Source organism: Kineococcus rugosus, assembly GCF_050871975.1.
GTDB lineage: Bacteria > Actinomycetota > Actinomycetes > Actinomycetales > Kineococcaceae > Kineococcus.
In genome coordinates this window covers 12,159-28,313 of the sequence record NZ_JBJLSJ010000019.1, presented here as the reverse complement: position 1 = coordinate 28,313, position 16,155 = coordinate 12,159, and the positions used below count along the sequence as shown (strand labels likewise).

Below are 16,155 nucleotides of genomic sequence, written 5' to 3'. Positions count from 1 at the left end.
ACAGAGGACCATGTACGGCTCCCTCGCCATCGTCGGTTACGGTCTCTCCGCCATCGGCCCGGGCATCGGCATCGGCCTGATCTTCGCGGCCTACATCAACGGCGCCGCCCGTCAGCCCGAAGCCCGCGGCATGCTCCAGAGCATCGCCATCCTCGGCTTCGTCCTCGCGGAAGCGCTCGCCATCTTCGGCATCGCCCTCGCCTTCGTGTTCGCGGGTGAAGCTCCGGCCTGACCCGGCTGATCAGCACCCGTCCGCTGACCTGAGCCCGAAGGAGGAAACGTGCTCGCAGCAGGCTTCGCCGCAGCAGGCGAAGAAGTCGAGGGCGACCCGCTGTACCCGATCCTTCCCCACCTCGGGGAACTGATCGTCGGCATCGTCTTCGCGATCATCATCTACGCCGTGATCGCCAAGAAGGTCGTCCCGCGCCTCGAGAAGATGTACGAGGAGCGGCGCGCGGCCATCGAGGGCAACGTCGAGAAGGCCGAGAAGGCCCAGGCCGAGGCCCAGGCCGCTCTCGACGAGTACAAGGCCCAGCTCGCGGACGCCCGCGGCGAGGCCAACCGCATCCGCGAGGAGGCGCGCCAGCAGGGTGCGCAGATCCTCGCCGAGATGCGCGAGCAGGCTCAGGCCGAGGCCGACCGCATCACGACCTCGGCGCGCGTGACCATCGAGGCCGAGCGCGCCCAGGCCACCGCGCAGCTGCGCGCCGAGGTGGGTCGCCTGGCGACCGACCTGGCGTCGCGCATCGTGGGTGAGTCGCTGCAGGACTCCGCTCGCCAGAGCGGTGTCGTGGACCGGTTCCTGGCCGACCTCGAGCGCAGCGAGTCGGGGGCGACCTCCCGATGAGCGAGCTCGACTCCGGCGTCGCGAAGGCGAGCCTCGCCACCGCGCAGCAGGTGCTCGACGCGCAGCTGGCCGCCGAGGGGGCGGACGCGGGCAAGACCGGCGAGGACCTCTTCGCCGTGACCAGCCTGCTCGACTCCTCGGTCGGCCTGCGCCGCGCGCTGACCGACCCGTCGCGGGACTCCGCGGCCAAGGCCGACTTCGTCCGCCGCGCCTTCGCGGGCAAGCTCAGCCCGGCCGCCGTGGAGACGGTGGCCGCGCTGGCCGCCGCGCGGTGGACCGCCGGCCGGGACCTCTCCGACGCCACCGAGCGGCTCGCCGTGGTGGCGGTCGTGACGCAGGCGGAGAAGTCCGGGCACCTCGACGCGCTGGAGGACGAGCTCTTCCGGTTCTCCCGCACCATCGCCGGCAACCCGGCCCTGCGCGACGCCCTCGCCGACCGCAGCGCCCCGGACGCCAACCGTGCGTCGCTGGTCTCCCGGCTGCTGCTGGACCGGGCGGTCCCCGAGACCGTCCAGCTGGCCCGCCGCGTGGCCGTGTCCCCCCGCGGGATCCGCGCCGAGCGGCTGCTCGAGCAGTGGGTGGAGGTCGTGGCCAAGCGCCGCGAGCAGCTCGTCGCCCACGTCGTCAGCGCGGTCATGCTGTCCGAGGCGCAGCGCGACCGGCTCGCCGGTTCGCTGTCGCGGCAGTACGGCCGTCCGATCCGCATCAACGTCGACGTCGACCCGCACCTCGTGGGCGGGTTGCGCATCAGCGTCGGCGACGACGTCATCGACGGGTCGATCGCGACCCGGATCGACGACGCCCGCCGCCGCCTCGCCGGCTGAGCACCAGCGCAACACCCGCCCCCGCGACACGCGGGGGACAATGGACTTCGAGAACGCACGACCCGAGAAGGAGAGCAGGGCTTCCATGGCCGAGCTGACCATCCGCCCGGAGGAGATCCGGGACGCTCTCGACGCCTTCGTGGCGTCGTACGACCCCGGTACCGCCGCGCGTGAGGAAGTCGGCCGCGTGACCGACGCGGGCGACGGCATCGCCCACGTCGAGGGCCTGCCCTCGGTCATGGCGAACGAGCTGCTGCGCTTCGAGGACGGGACCCTCGGCCTCGCGCAGAACCTCGACGTCCGGGACATCGGTGTGGTCGTCCTGGGCGACTACGCCGGCATCGAGGAGGGTCAGGCGGTCTACCGCACGGGCGAGGTCCTCTCCGTCCCCGTCGGTGACGACTTCCTGGGCCGCGTCGTCGACCCGCTGGGTGCGCCGATCGACGGCCTCGGGCCGATCGAGGCCGAGACCCGCCGCGCACTGGAGCTGCAGGCCCCCTCGGTCGTGCAGCGCCAGGAGGTCCGCGAGCCGCTGCAGACCGGCATCAAGGCGATCGACGCCATGATCCCGGTCGGCCGTGGTCAGCGTCAGCTGATCATCGGTGACCGCCAGACCGGCAAGACCGCCATCGCGATCGACACGATCATCAACCAGAAGGCCAACTGGGCCTCCGGTGACCCCAAGCAGCAGGTCCGCTGCATCTACGTCGCCATCGGCCAGAAGGGCTCCACGATCGCTTCGGTGAAGCGTTCGCTGGAGGAGGCCGGCGCGATGGAGTACACGACCATCGTCGCGGCTCCCGCGTCCGACCCGGCCGGCTTCAAGTACCTGGCCCCGTACACCGGCTCGGCCATCGGCCAGCACTGGATGTACGCCGGCAAGCACGTCCTCATCGTGTTCGACGACCTGTCCAAGCAGGCCGAGGCCTACCGCGCCGTGTCGCTGCTGCTGCGCCGCCCGCCGGGCCGCGAGGCGTACCCGGGTGACGTCTTCTACCTGCACTCCCGCCTGCTGGAGCGCTGCGCGAAGCTGTCCGACGAGCTCGGCGCCGGGTCGATGACGGGTCTGCCCTTCATCGAGACCAAGGGCAACGACGTCTCGGCGTACATCCCGACGAACGTCATCTCGATCACCGACGGCCAGATCTTCCTGCAGTCGGACCTGTTCAACGCGAACCAGCGCCCGGCGATCGACGTCGGCATCTCGGTCTCCCGCGTCGGTGGTGCCGCGCAGACGAAGGCGATCAAGGGCATCTCCGGGACGCTGAAGCTGGACCTCGCGCAGTTCCGCGCGATGGAGGCGTTCGCGATGTTCGCCTCCGACCTGGACCAGGCCTCGCGCAACCAGCTGGCCCGCGGTGCGCGTCTGGTCGAGCTGCTGAAGCAGCCGCAGTACACGCCGTTCTCGCTGGAGGAGCAGGTCGTCTCGATCTGGGCCGGCACGACCGGTCAGCTCGACTCCGTCGAGGTCTCGGACATCTCCCGCTTCGAGCGTGAGTTCCTCGAGTACGTCAAGCGCAACCACGCCGAGCTCATGCAGGGCATCCGCGAGAGCAAGCAGTTCTCCGACGGGGCCAAGGACGAGCTGAAGAAGGCCATCGACGCCTTCAAGCCGCAGTTCACCCCGGGCAAGGAGGGCGCCTCGGCGGCTGCGGCCGACGAGGACCACGGCCGGACCGACGCGGACGACATCTCGCAGGAGCAGATCACCACCAACCGCGGCGGGGCCACGGCCGCCCGCGGCTGAGCACCACGCAGGACGAGCAAGGACCGAGCGGAGCAGGGAAGAGGAGCAGGACATGGCAGGCCAGCTGAGGGCCTACCGGCGGCAGATCCGCTCGGTCCAGGCGACCAAGAAGATCACCCGGGCGATGGAGCTCATCGCGGCGTCGCGGATCATCAAGGCGCAGGCGAACGTGCGCGCGTCGACCCCGTACGCGCGGGCGCTGACCCGCGCGGTGTCGGCGGCGGCGTCGAACTCTTCGCTCGACCACCCGTTGATCACCGAGAAGACCGAGGTCAAGCGCGCGGCCCTGCTGCTGCTGTCGTCCGACCGCGGTCTGGCGGGGGCCTACTCCTCGTCCGTCCTGCGCGAGGGGGAGCGGCTGTCCGCGACCCTGCGCGAGGAGGGCAAGGAGATCGCCCCCTACCTGGTCGGCCGGAAGGCGGCGGCGTTCTACGGCTTCCGCCGCCGCCCCGTCGTCGACTCCTGGGCGGGCTTCACGGACTCGCCGACCTACGAGGACGCCAAGAAGATCGGCGACCGCCTCCTGGCCGACTTCGGCAAGGACTCCTCCGACGGCGGCGTCGACGAGATCCACGTCGTGTACACGCACTTCGTGAGCATGGTGACGCAGGAACCCCGGGTCATCCGGCTCCTGCCGCTGGAGGTCGTCGAGGGCGTCGAGGCGCCCGCCGGCGGTGAGCTCCAGCCGCTGTACGAGTTCGAGCCGAGCGCCGACGCGGTCCTCGACGCGCTGCTGCCGCAGTACGTCACCAGCCGGATCTACAACTGCCTCCTGCAGGCGGCGGCCTCCGAGCTCGCCGCCCGTCAGCGGGCCATGAAGAGCGCGACCGACAACGCGGACGAGCTCATCAAGAAGCTGACCCGGCTGGCCAACAACGCCCGCCAGGCGGACATCACCCAGGAGATCAGCGAGATCGTCGGCGGCGCCGACGCGCTGGCCTCCTCCGGCTCGCGCGCCTGACGCGCAGCCCCCCACCACTCACGAAGAACTCACTCGACGAAGGAAGCCCGAGGAGCGACATGACCGCCACCGTCAACGAAGCGCCGTCCAGCACCAGCAAGGGTGCGACCGGCCGCATCGCCCGAGTCATCGGGCCCGTCGTCGACGTCGAGTTCTCGGCCAACTCGATGCCGGACCAGAACAACGCCCTCACCACCGAGGTGACGATGGGCGGCCAGACGCAGACCGTGACGCTCGAGGTGGCCTCCCACCTGGGTGACAACATGGTCCGCGCCATCTCCCTGAAGCCGACCGACGGCATGGTCCGCGGTGCGGCCGTCGTCGACACCGGCGCCCCGATCTCGGTGCCCGTCGGCAACGTGACCCTGGGCAAGGTGTTCAACGCCATCGGCGAGGCGCTGAACCTCGAGGAGGGCGAGAAGCTCGAGGTCACCGAGCGCTGGCCCATCCACCGCAAGGCCCCGAGCTTCGACCAGCTCGAGTCCAAGACCCAGATGTTCGAGACCGGCATCAAGGTCATCGACCTGCTCACCCCGTACGTCCAGGGTGGGAAGATCGGCCTGTTCGGCGGTGCGGGCGTCGGCAAGACCGTCCTCATCCAGGAGATGATCCAGCGCGTCGCGCAGGACCACGGCGGTGTGTCGGTGTTCGCCGGTGTCGGCGAGCGCACCCGTGAGGGCAACGACCTCATCGCCGAGATGGCCGAGGCCGGCGTCTTCGACAAGACCGCGCTGGTCTTCGGCCAGATGGACGAGCCGCCGGGCACGCGCCTGCGCGTCGCTCTGTCCGCCCTGACGATGGCGGAGTACTTCCGCGACGTGCAGAAGCAGGACGTGCTGCTGTTCATCGACAACATCTTCCGGTTCACCCAGGCCGGTTCCGAGGTGTCGACGCTGCTCGGCCGCATGCCGTCCGCCGTGGGGTACCAGCCCACGCTGGCCGACGAGATGGGTGTGCTCCAGGAGCGCATCACCTCGACGCGCGGTCACTCGATCACCTCGCTGCAGGCGATCTACGTGCCCGCCGACGACTACACCGACCCGGCGCCGGCGACGACGTTCGCGCACCTCGACGCGACGACCGAGCTGTCCCGCGAGATCGCCTCGCGCGGTCTGTACCCGGCCGTGGACCCGCTGACCTCGACGTCGCGCATCCTCGACCCGCTGTACATCTCGCAGGACCACTACAACACCGCGGTCCGCGTGAAGCAGATCCTGCAGCGCAACAAGGAGCTGCAGGACATCATCGCGATCCTCGGTGTCGACGAGCTGTCGGAGGAGGACAAGCTGACGGTGAGCCGCGCTCGCCGCATCCAGCAGTTCCTCTCGCAGAACACCTACATGGCCGAGAAGTTCACCGGTGTCGCCGGCTCGACGGTCCCGCTCAAGGAGACCATCGAGGGCTTCTCGAAGATCGCCGACGGCGAGCTGGACCACATCGCCGAGCAGGCCTTCTTCAACGTCGGTGGCCTCGAGGACGTCGAGCGCAACTGGGCTCGCATCCAGAAGGAAACCGCCTGATGGCTCTGCAGGTCGAGCTCGTGGCGGCGGACCGCTCGGTGTGGTCCGGCGAGGCCACCCTCGTGCGGGCCCGCACCGCTGAGGGCGACATCGGCATCATGGCCGGTCACGAGCCGCTCCTGGCCATCCTCGCGCCGGGGGAGGTCGCCATCCAGGGCTCCGGCTCGGCCGGTCTGACCGCCACGGTGACCGGGGGGTTCTTCTCGGTGGACCACGACAAGGTGACGATCGTCGCCGAGCAGGTCGAGGTCGCCGCGGGCTCCGGCACGCGCTGAGAACGGCTGGGCGACGGTGCACGAGGTCCTGCTCTCCCTGGAGATCGCAGGCGCGTGCGCCGTCGCCCTGATCGTGGTGCTCCTCCTGGTGGTCCTCCGGCGGCGCCGGCTGATGGGCCGGCTGGGCACCTTCGACTGCTCGGTCCGGCGCGCCCGGCGTGGTCGCCGCCGCTGGGCCCTGGGCGTCGCGCAGTACGAGACCGACCGCCTGGACTGGTACCGCACGTTCTCGTTGTCCCCCCGCCCGTCGTGCAGCTTCGCCCGGCAGGCGCTGGCCGTCACCACCTTCCGCGAGCCGGAGGGCACCGAGACGGGCGCGGTGCAGCCGGGGGCCGTGGTCGTGGAGTGCCGCCTGGACGGTGAGGACATCGACCTGGCGATGGGCGAGGACGCCTACACCGGGTTCGCGAGCTGGCTGGAGTCCGCCCCGCCGGGGCAGGGCGTGAACGTGGCCTGACCGGCCGGCCCTCAGCGCCGCTGGTCGAGGATCTGCCGGGCCAGCCCGGCTTCGGTGGGGAACACCATGACGCGCGGTCCCTCGGTGGTGGGGGCCAGGGTGGCGCGGATGCCCGCGTCCACGAGGGTCCGTCGCTGGACCTCGGCCTCCACGAACGTCGGGGGAGCGGACACCACCTCCAGCAGCCCGTAGTCGTCGCTCGACCCCTGCGCGGGGCGGCGTTCGACGACGGACTTGCCGCGGGCGTAGGTCCAGCGCAGCAGCACGACGAGGACCCCGACGGCCAGCAGGGCCATGACCGGGCCGAACGCGTACGAGTAGCTGCCCCAGTCGGTCGAGTCCACCGCACCATTCTCCTCCCGCGGCGCCCGGGCCGATAGGTCACCGTTCGGCAACGCGGCGGCGGACCACCCCACGGCGGTACCCCTCGCTGGCAGAGTGTGCTCAAAGGGTGACCGTCGGTCGCGGTGCCCCGGGAGTCCGTGGAGAGCCGTGAACCTCCCGGGGACCGGGTGCAACCGATCGAGGGTCCACCGCGTCCTACCGGTGACGATCACACGATCACGACCGGCGTCCTCGGGGGAGGATCACATGGCGATCGCACTCGCAGCCACCGGCGGTGGGCGGATGCCCAGCGCGGCCGACGACGTCGCGGCCCGCCGGGCGGCCCGCTCGGCGCCCGGCCACGACGCCCACGTGGGCGAGGAGGTGCAGGGGCAGGTCGTCCACGTCGGCGGCCGGCTCGACGTGCACACCGTCCCCGCCGTCCGCGAGGCGCTGCACGCGGCCGTCGACGCCGGCACCGGCGACCTCGTCGTGCACGTCGCCGACATCGTCGTGGCCGACGCCACGGGCCTGGGGGTGTTCGTCGGCGCCCACCGCCGCGCGCAGCGCACCGGCCGCCGGCTGGTCCTGCGCAGCGTCCCGCTGCCCGCCCTGCGGCTGCTGCGGGTCACCCGGCTGCACCGGGTCCTGCGGGTCGAGGACGAGCAGGCCGCCGACCGCACCGCGGTGCGGCTGGCCCGCGCCCAGGCCCTGCTGAGCCCGCACGCGCGCCGCACCGCCCGCGGCCGGGCTCAGAACAGCCGCGAGTCCACGTCGTCGATGCCGCGCAAGGCGTCGTAGTCCAGGGTCACGCACCGGATGCCGCGGTCGGTGGCCAGGGTGCGGGCCTGCGGCTTGATCTCCTGCGCGGCGAAGACCCCCGCGACCGGCGCGAGCAGCGGGTCCCGGTTGAGCAGTTCCAGGTAGCGGGTCAACTGCTCGACGCCGTCGATCTCACCGCGGCGCTTGATCTCCACCGCCACGGCCCGGCCCCCGGCGTCCCGGGCCAGGATGTCGACCGGGCCGATGGCCGTCATGTACTCGCGGCGGACCAGGGTGTACCCCTCGCCCAGGGTGGCGATGTGCTCGGCCAGCAGCTTCTGCAGGTGCGCCTCGACCCCGTCCTTGACCAGCCCCGGGTCCACCCCCAGGTCGTGCTCGGACTCGTGCAGCACCTCGTGGATCGAGACGATCAGCCGGTCGTCGGTCTTGGTGTGCTGCACGGTCCACGTCTCCACGACCCCCGCCTCGCGGGCGTCCTCGTCGGGCACGGCGACGGTCAGCCTCGCCGGCGGGCTCATCCAGTTCAGCGGCTTGTACGAGCCGCCGTCGGAGTGCACCAGGACGCTGCCGTCCGCCTTGGCGATGAGCAGCCGGGTCGCCAGCGGCAGGTGGGCGGTGAGCCGCCCCGCGTAGTCGACGGAGCAGCGGGCGATGACGAGACGCACGAGGGGCGAGCTTACGAGACCGCGCGGTCCGGTCGTCACCGGCGGGACGCGCCGGGGGTGTAACGAATCCGGGCCCGGGGACGACTACCGGGCGGACCGAGCGTGGCCACGGTGGTGTGGAGGGGACACCACCGCGGCAGCGCCCGGTCGGCCCGCCGCGCCGGCCTGCGACCATGGGCGCGTGCCTCGCGCCAACCGCCGCCGTCAGGACCCGCCGCCGCGCGCACCGCTGGGACGCGGCGTCGACCGCACCGTCTCGGGCCCCGACGGCGACTGGGTCGTCCGCGAGCTGCGGGGCACGACCTCGACCAAGACCTACCGCTGCCCCGGGTGCTGGCAGGACATCCCGCCGGGTACCGCGCACCTGGTCGTCTGGCCGGCCCGGGGGACCTTCGCGCCCGCCGACGGGGCCAGCGAGCGGCGCCACTGGCACCGGTCCTGCTTCGCGGCCCGCGCCCACCGCCGCTGAGGGCGGCCCCGGTAGCGTGCCCGGGGTGAGCGCCAGCCCCCTCCACGACCCGGGTGCCCGGGGTTTCGCCAGCGACAACGCCGCCGGCATGCACCCCGAGGTCCTCGACGCCCTCGTCGCCGCGAACGGCGGCCACGTCGCCAGCTACGGCGGCGACCCCTACACCGCGGCCCTCACCGCCGCGCTGCGCGACCACTTCGGGGCCGGGACCCGCAGCGCCGTCGTCCTCACCGGCACCGGCGCGAACGTCGTGGCCCTGCAGGCGCTGACCCGGCGCTGGGAGTCGGTGCTGGCCTCGGACCAGGCGCACGTGCTGCACGACGAGGCCGGCGGCCTCGAGCACGTCGGCGGGGTGAAGGTCATCGCCCTGCCCACGGTCGACGGCCTCGTCGACCCCGCCGACGTCGAGCGGGCGGTCGCGGCGGCGGACAGCCCGATGCGCGCGCCCGTGGGGGCGCTCACCCTGACCCAGAGCAGCGAGCTGGGCACCACCTACCCCGTGGAGCTGCTGCGCGACCTCGTCCGGGTCAGCCACCGGCTCGGCGTCCGGGTGCACGTCGACGGCGCCCGGCTGTCCAACGCGGCCGTCTCGCTCGGCGCCGGGCTCGGGGACCTGACGACAGCGCTGGGCGTGGACGCGGTGTCCCTGGGCGGGACGAAGAACGGCGGCGGGATCGCCGAGGTCGTCGTGGTCCGCGAGGAGGGGACCGCGGAGGCGCTGCACCGGCTGGTGAAGCCCTCGATGCAGCAGTCCTCCAAGACGCGGTTCGTCTCGGCGCAGCTGCTCGCGCTGTTCGGCTCGGACCTGTGGCGCCGCACGGCCGGGGCCGCGAACGCGGCCGCGGCGGACCTGGCCGCGGCGGTGCGGGCCGCGGGGGTCCGCACGACCCGGCCCGTCCAGGCCAACGCGGTGTTCGCCGAGCTGGCCCCGCAGGTCGCCGCCCGCGCCGCGGCGCGCGTCCCCTTCCACGTGTGGGACCCGGCGTACTCGCCGGCCACCGTCGAGGTGCGGCTCGTGGCGAGCTTCGACACGACCGCCGAGGACGTCGAGGGCTTCGCCGCGGTGCTGCGCGAGGAGCTGGCCCGTGGCTGAGATCCGCTCCGACACGGTCCTGCCCGCGCGCCGGGAGGACGTCGAGCTGCACACCGCCGACGGCGTGACCCTCGTCGGCGAGCTCGCGCTGCCGGCCGAGAAGGACCCCGTCGCGACGCTGGTGACGCTGCACCCGCTGCCCACCAGCGGCGGGTTCATGGACAGCCACGTGCTGCGCAAGGCCGCCAACCGGCTGCCGGCGCTGGCCGACCTGGCGGTGCTGCGGTTCAACACCCGCGGGACGACCTCACCGCGGGGGACCAGCGGGGGCAGCTTCGACGCCGGGGACGCCGAGCGCTTCGACGTCGCGGCCGCGCTGGAGTTCGCCGAGTTCCGCGACCTGCCGCACGTGTGGCTGCTCGGCTGGTCGTTCGGGACGGACCTGGCCCTCGTGCACGGCCGGGACCCCTCGGTGGAGGGGGTGATCCTGCTGTCCCCGCCGCTGCGGTGGTCGACCGAGGACGACCTGCGCGCCTGGGCGGAGTTCGGCCGCCCCGTCACCGCCCTCGTCCCCGAGCTCGACGACTTCCTGCGCCCGGCCGAGGCCGTGGAGCGGTTCGCCCCGCTGACCCAGTGCGAGGTCGTGCCCGTCGCGGGCGCCAAGCACCTGTGGGTGGGCGAGAACTCCGTCCGGCGGGTCCTCGACGAGGTGGTCGCGCGGGTCAACCCCGCGCGATCACCCCTGCCGACGGACTACTGAGCGGCCTCGACGACCTCGGCCTGCCGCAGGTCGACCTCCGGGTCGGCCGGGCGGGCGGGCAGCTTCGGCGCCAGGCCGAGCAGCCCGCGCAGGTCGTCGAGCTGGTCGGTGATCTGGTCGCGCTGGTTCATCAGCTCGTCGACCTCGCTCTGCGCGCTCGCGCGGGACCGCTCGGCCTGCTCGCGGGCCGTCTCGACCATGGCCTGCGCGCGGGCGCGGGCGTCGGCGAGCAGCTCGTCGGACTCCCGGCGGGCCGTCTCGGCGCGCAGCGTGGCCTGCGCGATGGCGTCGGCGCGGATGGCCTCGGCCGCCGCCACGGCCTGCTGGGCGCGTTCCTCGGCCTCGGCCGCGCGCTGCTCGGCCTCGGCGATGCGGGCCGCGGTGCGGGCCGCGGCGACCTCCAGGCGCTGCCGGTCCTCCTCGGCGGCCTGCTCCCGAGCGGCGGCCAGCGCCAGCTCCTGCTCGCGGACCCGGGCGTCGGTGGACGAGCGCAGCTCGATGACCTCGCGCTCGGCCTGGCTGCGCAGCGCCGCGACCTGCCGCTCGGTGGCCGCGAGCGCCTCGGCGCTCTCGTGCTGCGCGCTCGCGGTGAGCTGCTCGGCCTGGCGGTGGGCCGCGGCGGTGAGCTCGGCGGCGGTGCGCTGGGCGGCGTCGACCATCCCGTCGGCCTGGTGCTTGGCGCGCGCGACGATCTCCTCGGCGTCGCGGCCGGCCTCCCCGGTGCGCCGGCGGGCGTCCTCGTCGGCCTGCGCGCGGGTGGCGGCGGCCTCGGCGCGGGCCTCCTCGCGCAGCCGGTCGGCGTCGCGGCGGGCCGAGCGCAGGATCTCCGAGGACTGGTCCTCGGCCAGGCGCAGCAGCTTCTCCATCCGCGCCCCGAGACCCGCGTAGGAGGGTTTCTCGTGCTCGCGCAGCTCCTTGTGCGCCTCGGCGAGCTTCTCCTCGGCCTGGCGCAGTTCGTGGTCGCGCTGCGCGACCCGGGCGCGGGCCTCCGCCAGCGCGTCGTCGAGGTGCTTCAGGCGCGCGTCGACCTGGCTGCGTTCGTAGCCGCGGACGACGATGCTGAAGGCGTCGTGGGAGTCGGTGGACACCGGCTGACCTCCGGTGAGAGCGGGATGGCGGGTACGGACTGACCGCAGCGTAACCGCGCGGCCCCCGCCGGTCCGGCCGGACACGGTGACGGAGTAGCTTCGGTGCGTGATCGTCGCCTTCTCCGTCGCCCCTTCCGGTGGTCCGGCCCCCGCGGGGGGTGAACCCGACTCGGTCAGCGCGGCCGTCGCCGACGCGGTGCTCGTCGTGCGCTCCAGCGGGCTGCCGCACCGCACCGACTCGATGTTCACCACCATCGAGGGCAGCTGGGACGAGTGCATGGACGTCGTGCGCCGCGCCACCGAGGCCGTCGGCCGGCACGGCTCGCGGGTCTCCCTGGTGCTCAAGGCGGACATCCGCCCGGGCCGCACGGGGGAGATGGACGGCAAGCTCGAGCGGCTCGAGGCGGCCGTGGAGCGGGCGCAGGGGGAGGCCGGCCGGGGTCAGTGACCCCGGCCGGCGCGGCTCAGCGGCGGCGCCGCGCGAGCACCGCGTCCACGCTGAGGCCGCCGGCGCCCACCAGGCAGAGCGTCAGCCCGACGGCGGCGAACAGCAGCGCGTTCTCGCCGTTGACCTGACCCTCGACGAGGAAGCCGTCCGGGGCGTGGGCCAGCAGCCACACGCCGGCCATCTGCACGAGCAGCAGGGCGCCGGCGAGGCGGGTGGCCAGCCCGGCGATCAGCAGCGTCCCGAGGCCGACCTCGCCGAGGATCACCAGCCAGCCGGCGAGGTCGGGGGCGGGCACGCCGAGGGAGGCGGCCATGCCGGTGGCCCCGGCGGGGTTCGACAGCTTGGGGACGCCGTGCACCAGCAGCAGCACACCGGTGGCCAGGCGCAGGGCCAGCAGGCCGAGCGAGGTGGCCGGGGTGGTGCGGGTCGTCACCCGGGGCCGGTCGTCGGCGGTGCGGGTGGGGGCGCTGGTCGCGCCGGGCAGGTCGCTCATGGGTTCGGTCCTCTGCGTCGGGAGGGAACCGCCGGTGCGGCGGCTCTTCTGGCGGGGACGGCGGGCGAGCGGGGCTCGCCCGCACCCGCTCCACGACGCCGCGCGGCGCCCGGTTCACCCGTCCGGCGTGTCCTGCGCCACACCGGTGACCCGGGGGTGGCCGCCGGGTGCGCAGCGTCACGAGGGGGCCGGTGCGGGCGGCGCACGCCCTAGGGTGGCCGTCGCCCCGCCCCTGTCCCCGCGCCCCCGACCCGTCCCCGACCCCGAACCCGACCCCGAACCCGGCCCCGACGGAAGGACCGAGACGTTGAGACGCCTGGTCGCCTGGTCCCTGCTGGTCGGCGGGCTGCTGGCCGGCCTGGCCGGCGTCGCCCTGCTCACCGTCCTGGCGCCGCCGGACCGCATCGAGGTCACCACCGCCGTGCCGGACCCCGGCGTCGCCGTCGTCACCGCCCCCGGCCTGCTCGGCCTGTCCGGCCCGGACGCCACCGTCAGCGCCACCGCCGGGGACGGCGGGGACGTCTTCGTCGCCGTCGGCCGCGCGCAGGACGTCACCGCCTGGCTCGGCGACGCCCGCCGCACCACCGTCACGGCCGTCACCGGCAGCCTGTCCGACCCCGCGGCCGGGACCCGCACCACCGGGACGGGCACCGCCGCCGACCCCCGCGCCGCCGACCTGTGGCTGGCCACCGCCACGGGGGAGGGGACCGCCGCCCTGACCTGGCCCACCGCCTCCGACGACGACTACCGCGACGCCGGCGGGGTCGTCGCCCTGGTGGCCACCGACGGGGTCGCCGACGCCCCGGCCTCGGTGCGGTTGGGCTGGGCCGCGCAGGGCCGGTCCGCGACCCACCCGGCCGGGCTCCCGCTCGTCGTCGCCGGCGGCGTCCTCGCGCTCCTGGGCGCCCTCGGGCTCGTGCTGACCCCCCGCCGCACCCCCCGGAGGCGCGCGTGAACCGCCGTCCCCGGCTCCTCGCCCCGGCCGCCGCCGGCGTCGGGGCCGCGCTGCTGCTGGCCGGCTGCGCGCAGCTGCCCACCGCCACCGCCCCCGCGGCGACCGGGCGCGAGCCCCTGGCCGTCCAGCCCGTGCAGGCCGGCCGCGTCGTCGAGGCCGCCAACGCCGTCCTGCGCGCCGGCGCCGACCCCGCCACCGCCGACCCCGCCGCCCTGGCCGCGCGGGTCGGCGGCCCGGAGCTGCGGCTGCGCACCGCCGCCCACACCATCGCCGCCGCCGGGGCCACCCCGCCGCCCACGGGGGGCGCGGACGAGCTGGAGGCGATCGCCTCCGTCCTGCCCCGCCAGAGCGGGTTCCCCCGCTGGTTCGCCACCGTCACCGCGCCCGGGCCCGACCAGGCCCCCTCGCTCGTCGTGCTGCGCACGGCCTCGGCGCGCGAGCCCTACGCGGTCTGGGCCACCCCGACGCTGCTGCCCGGCGCCTCCCTGCCGACGCTGGCCGCCCCCGCCGACGGGGTCGCCGTCGTCGCCGCCGACGAGGACACCAACCTGCCGCTGGCGCCGCAGGTGCTCGCCGAGCACTACGCCGACGTCCTGACGGAGGGCACCGCCAGCGAGCACGCCGCCGAGTTCACCGCCGACGCCTACCGCAGCGGGGTGGAGTCGGCCACGGCCGCCGAGCGGGCCGCGCTGGCCGCGGCGGGCGGCACCTACGCCCAGGAGCGCTCGCTGCTGCCCGACGGGGTCCTGGCCGTGCGCACCCGCGACGGCGGGGCCCTCGTCGTGGCCGCCTACTCCTGGTCGGCCACGGTGGCCGGTCCCACCGGCGGCCTGGCGGGCCGGCTGGACCCCGCGCTGGCCGCGCTGGCGGGCACGACCGACGCGCTGAGCGCCACCGTCACGCGCGAGGAGGTCGTCGTCTTCGCCGTCCCGCCCGGGTCCGGGCAGGTCGCCGCGGTGGCCGCCCAGAGCGGCCCGGTCTCGGTCGCGGTCGACTGAGGGGGCCGTGGGCGCCTCGTGAGAAGGTGACCGGCATGACTCCCCAGCCGACGCCTCCGAGCTCCCCGCTGAACCTGCGTGGAGCCGTGGATCTCGGTGCCCTCGCGGCCCGCAACACCCGTCGTGAGGAGGTCGCCCGGCGCGCGGCGACCGACCCCGACGCCACCGGGGCGCGGTCCCCGTTCGTGGTCGACGTGACCGAGGAGACGTTCGCCGAGCTCGTCCAGGGGTCGGTCCAGGTCCCGCTCGTCCTGGACCTGTGGGCCGAGGGGTACGACACCGGGGCCGAGGCCCTGCAGGCCCTCGCCGACGAGTACGCCGGGGCGTTCCTGCTCGGGCGCATCGACGCCCAGGCCGAGCCGCAGCTCGCGCAGTCGCTCGTGCAGTCGCTGCAGGCCCGGGCGATCCCGCTGGTCGCGGCCATCGTCAAGGGGCAGCCGATCCCGCTGTTCACCGGCTCCTACCCCTCGGCCGAGGAGATCCGGCCGGTCCTGGAGGAGGTCCTGCGGGTCGCCGAGGCCAACGGGGTGACCGGCCGCGTCGAGGGCGCCGTCGAGACCGCCGAGCCGGCCGAGCCGCCGGTGCCGCCGCTGCACGCCGAGGCGCTGGCCGCCGTGGACGCCGGCGACTTCGACGCCGCCGCCGCGGCCTGGACCCGGGCGCTGGCGCAGGACCCGCGCGACGCCGCCGCCACCGAGGGCCTGGCCCGCGTCGGCGTGCTGCGCCGCGTCGCCGGGGTCGACCCGGCGCAGGCCCGCGCCGCGGCCGCCGCCGCCCCGGACGACGTGGCCGCCCAGATCGTCGTCGCCGACCTCGACCTCGTCGGCGGTCACGTCGAGGACGCGTTCAGCCGGCTGCTCGGCCTCGTCCAGCGCACGGCCGGGGACGACCGCGACGCCGCCCGCACCCACCTCGTCGACCTGTTCGCCGTCGTGGGCGCGAGCGACCCGCGCACCGTCAAGGCCCGCCAGGCCCTCACCCGCGCCCTGTTCTGAGGCCCCCGTCCGGGTCCACCACGGCGACCCGGCCGGCTTCCGGCGCGACGCGGACGAGGCCGTCCCCGTCGTGGCACAGCCCGTGCGGTTCGGACCCCGGCGGGAACGCGAGCTCCTCGCAGGCGCCGTCGGGGTCGACGTGCACGAGGCTGTCGCGTCCCCAGCAGGTGACGAACGTGCCGCCCGCACCGTCGGGGAGCACGGCGTGCGGTCGCGGGGACGGGGGGACCAGCTCGGGGCCCGCCCCCGGCGGCAGCGCCGTCAGGTGCGCGCCGGTGGCGTCCACGACGCCCACGACGTCGCCGAGCCCGCTGGAGCGCAGCCCGCCGGGGGTGACCGCCAGGCCGTAGGGGCTGGTCCCGGCCGGGCGCGCGACGTCGCGCACCGTGCCGTCGGGCGCGACGGAGCTCAGGGTGCCGTCGCCCCGGCGGCGGTGGGGGTCGTCCAGACCGTCCCGTCGGCGGTGGCCGCCAGCGCGTACGGCCCGCCGGGCAGCGGCAGCAGCTCCCGCAG

At 74.7% G+C, this 16,155-nt stretch carries 20 protein-coding genes and 1 pseudogene; 16 read left to right on the top strand and 5 right to left on the bottom strand.

Translation table 11 applies throughout. The features are described from left to right. The first annotated feature begins 10 nt into the window (after nt 1–10). From atpE to ACRYM6_RS12435, 8 genes are all read left to right on the top strand, one after another. Nucleotides 11–232, top strand: a complete 222-nt coding sequence (atpE, locus tag ACRYM6_RS12470) for an ATP synthase F0 subunit C (protein ID WP_432543200.1) — start codon at nt 11–13, stop codon at nt 230–232. Between the two features lie 48 nt (nt 233–280). Then, nucleotides 281–847 (top strand): F0F1 ATP synthase subunit B, encoded by a 567-nt coding sequence (locus ACRYM6_RS12465; protein ID WP_432543199.1) that lies wholly within the window; start codon nt 281–283, stop codon nt 845–847. Continuing rightward, the gene (locus tag ACRYM6_RS12460; RefSeq protein WP_432543198.1) at nt 844–1,671 is read left to right on the top strand and encodes a F0F1 ATP synthase subunit delta; all 828 of its coding nucleotides are present in this window, start codon (nt 844–846) and stop codon (nt 1,669–1,671) included. The genes ACRYM6_RS12465 and ACRYM6_RS12460 overlap by 4 nt, the downstream gene beginning before the upstream one ends. 85 nt (nt 1,672–1,756) lie before the next feature. Beyond that, nucleotides 1,757–3,418, top strand: coding sequence for a F0F1 ATP synthase subunit alpha (gene atpA / locus ACRYM6_RS12455; RefSeq protein ID WP_432543197.1), 1,662 nt, complete (start codon nt 1,757–1,759; stop codon nt 3,416–3,418). A gap of 52 nt (nt 3,419–3,470) precedes the next feature. Then, complete coding sequence (locus tag ACRYM6_RS12450; RefSeq protein WP_432543196.1) at nt 3,471–4,379, top strand: F0F1 ATP synthase subunit gamma; 909 nt, start codon at nt 3,471–3,473, stop codon at nt 4,377–4,379. 59 nt (nt 4,380–4,438) lie between these two features. After that, nucleotides 4,439–5,899 carry a F0F1 ATP synthase subunit beta gene (gene atpD / locus ACRYM6_RS12445; protein WP_432543195.1) on the top strand — a complete coding sequence of 487 codons (1,461 nt, stop codon included), beginning with the start codon at nt 4,439–4,441 and terminating at the stop codon, nt 5,897–5,899. After that, nucleotides 5,899–6,174, top strand: coding sequence for a F0F1 ATP synthase subunit epsilon (locus ACRYM6_RS12440; RefSeq protein WP_432543194.1), 276 nt, complete (start codon nt 5,899–5,901; stop codon nt 6,172–6,174). The genes atpD and ACRYM6_RS12440 overlap by 1 nt, the downstream gene beginning before the upstream one ends. A 16-nt stretch (nt 6,175–6,190) precedes the next feature. Beyond that, nucleotides 6,191–6,631 carry a DUF2550 domain-containing protein gene (locus ACRYM6_RS12435; protein ID WP_432543193.1) on the top strand — a complete coding sequence of 147 codons (441 nt, stop codon included), beginning with the start codon at nt 6,191–6,193 and terminating at the stop codon, nt 6,629–6,631. Nucleotides 6,632–6,642: 11 nt separating this feature from the next. Here ACRYM6_RS12435 and ACRYM6_RS12430 read toward each other — a convergent pair whose 3' ends face one another. Next, nucleotides 6,643–6,975: a hypothetical protein gene (locus tag ACRYM6_RS12430; RefSeq protein WP_432543192.1), complete on the bottom strand. Its 333-nt coding sequence runs from the start codon at nt 6,973–6,975 to the stop codon at nt 6,643–6,645. 352 nt (nt 6,976–7,327) lie between these two features. Between ACRYM6_RS12430 and ACRYM6_RS12425 the strand changes: the two are divergent. Then, nucleotides 7,328–7,633, top strand: a pseudogene (locus ACRYM6_RS12425) (STAS domain-containing protein); the annotation flags it as partial. A 74-nt stretch (nt 7,634–7,707) separates the two neighbouring features. On the opposite strand, the gene nucS reads toward ACRYM6_RS12425, so the two are convergent. Next, a complete protein-coding gene (gene nucS, locus ACRYM6_RS12420; protein ID WP_432543191.1) occupies nt 7,708–8,403 on the bottom strand; it encodes an endonuclease NucS in 696 nt (231 codons plus the stop codon). 181 nt (nt 8,404–8,584) lie between these two features. On the opposite strand from nucS, the gene ACRYM6_RS12415 reads away from it, so the two are divergent. From ACRYM6_RS12415 to ACRYM6_RS12405, 3 genes are read left to right on the top strand one after another with little or no spacing between them, the layout of a single operon-like run. Then, complete coding sequence (locus ACRYM6_RS12415) at nt 8,585–8,872, top strand: hypothetical protein (protein ID WP_432543190.1); 288 nt, start codon at nt 8,585–8,587, stop codon at nt 8,870–8,872. Nucleotides 8,873–8,897: 25 nt separating this feature from the next. Continuing rightward, nucleotides 8,898–9,965: a threonine aldolase family protein gene (locus tag ACRYM6_RS12410; RefSeq protein WP_432543189.1), complete on the top strand. Its 1,068-nt coding sequence runs from the start codon at nt 8,898–8,900 to the stop codon at nt 9,963–9,965. Beyond that, entirely contained in the window at nt 9,958–10,665 is a 708-nt protein-coding gene (locus ACRYM6_RS12405; RefSeq protein WP_432543188.1) for an alpha/beta hydrolase, read from the top strand. The genes ACRYM6_RS12410 and ACRYM6_RS12405 overlap by 8 nt, the downstream gene beginning before the upstream one ends. On the opposite strand, the gene ACRYM6_RS12400 is transcribed toward ACRYM6_RS12405, so the two are convergent. Beyond that, the gene (locus ACRYM6_RS12400) at nt 10,659–11,753 is read right to left on the bottom strand and encodes a coiled-coil domain-containing protein (RefSeq protein WP_432543187.1); all 1,095 of its coding nucleotides are present in this window, start codon (nt 11,751–11,753) and stop codon (nt 10,659–10,661) included. The genes ACRYM6_RS12405 and ACRYM6_RS12400 overlap by 7 nt on opposite strands. A 106-nt stretch (nt 11,754–11,859) precedes the next feature. On the opposite strand from ACRYM6_RS12400, the gene ACRYM6_RS12395 reads away from it, so the two are divergent. Then, entirely contained in the window at nt 11,860–12,201 is a 342-nt protein-coding gene (locus ACRYM6_RS12395; RefSeq protein WP_432543186.1) for a thiamine-binding protein, read from the top strand. 16 nt (nt 12,202–12,217) lie between these two features. Here ACRYM6_RS12395 and ACRYM6_RS12390 read toward each other — a convergent pair whose 3' ends face one another. Beyond that, complete coding sequence (locus ACRYM6_RS12390; protein ID WP_432543185.1) at nt 12,218–12,694, bottom strand: DoxX family protein; 477 nt, start codon at nt 12,692–12,694, stop codon at nt 12,218–12,220. A gap of 307 nt (nt 12,695–13,001) precedes the next feature. On the opposite strand from ACRYM6_RS12390, the gene ACRYM6_RS12385 reads away from it, so the two are divergent. From ACRYM6_RS12385 to ACRYM6_RS12375, 3 genes are all read left to right on the top strand, one after another. Then, nucleotides 13,002–13,649: a hypothetical protein gene (locus tag ACRYM6_RS12385; protein WP_432543184.1), complete on the top strand. Its 648-nt coding sequence runs from the start codon at nt 13,002–13,004 to the stop codon at nt 13,647–13,649. Next, entirely contained in the window at nt 13,646–14,647 is a 1,002-nt protein-coding gene (locus ACRYM6_RS12380) for a hypothetical protein (protein WP_432543183.1), read from the top strand. Before ACRYM6_RS12385 ends, ACRYM6_RS12380 begins: the two co-directional genes overlap by 4 nt. A gap of 86 nt (nt 14,648–14,733) precedes the next feature. Further along, on the top strand, nt 14,734–15,642 hold the full coding sequence (locus tag ACRYM6_RS12375) for a co-chaperone YbbN (protein ID WP_432543182.1): 909 nt from the start codon (nt 14,734–14,736) through the stop codon (nt 15,640–15,642). Here ACRYM6_RS12375 and ACRYM6_RS12370 read toward each other — a convergent pair. After that, nucleotides 15,623–16,027: an NHL repeat-containing protein gene (locus tag ACRYM6_RS12370; protein ID WP_432543181.1), complete on the bottom strand. Its 405-nt coding sequence runs from the start codon at nt 16,025–16,027 to the stop codon at nt 15,623–15,625. The genes ACRYM6_RS12375 and ACRYM6_RS12370 overlap by 20 nt on opposite strands. Nucleotides 16,028–16,155: the final 128 nt, after the last annotated feature.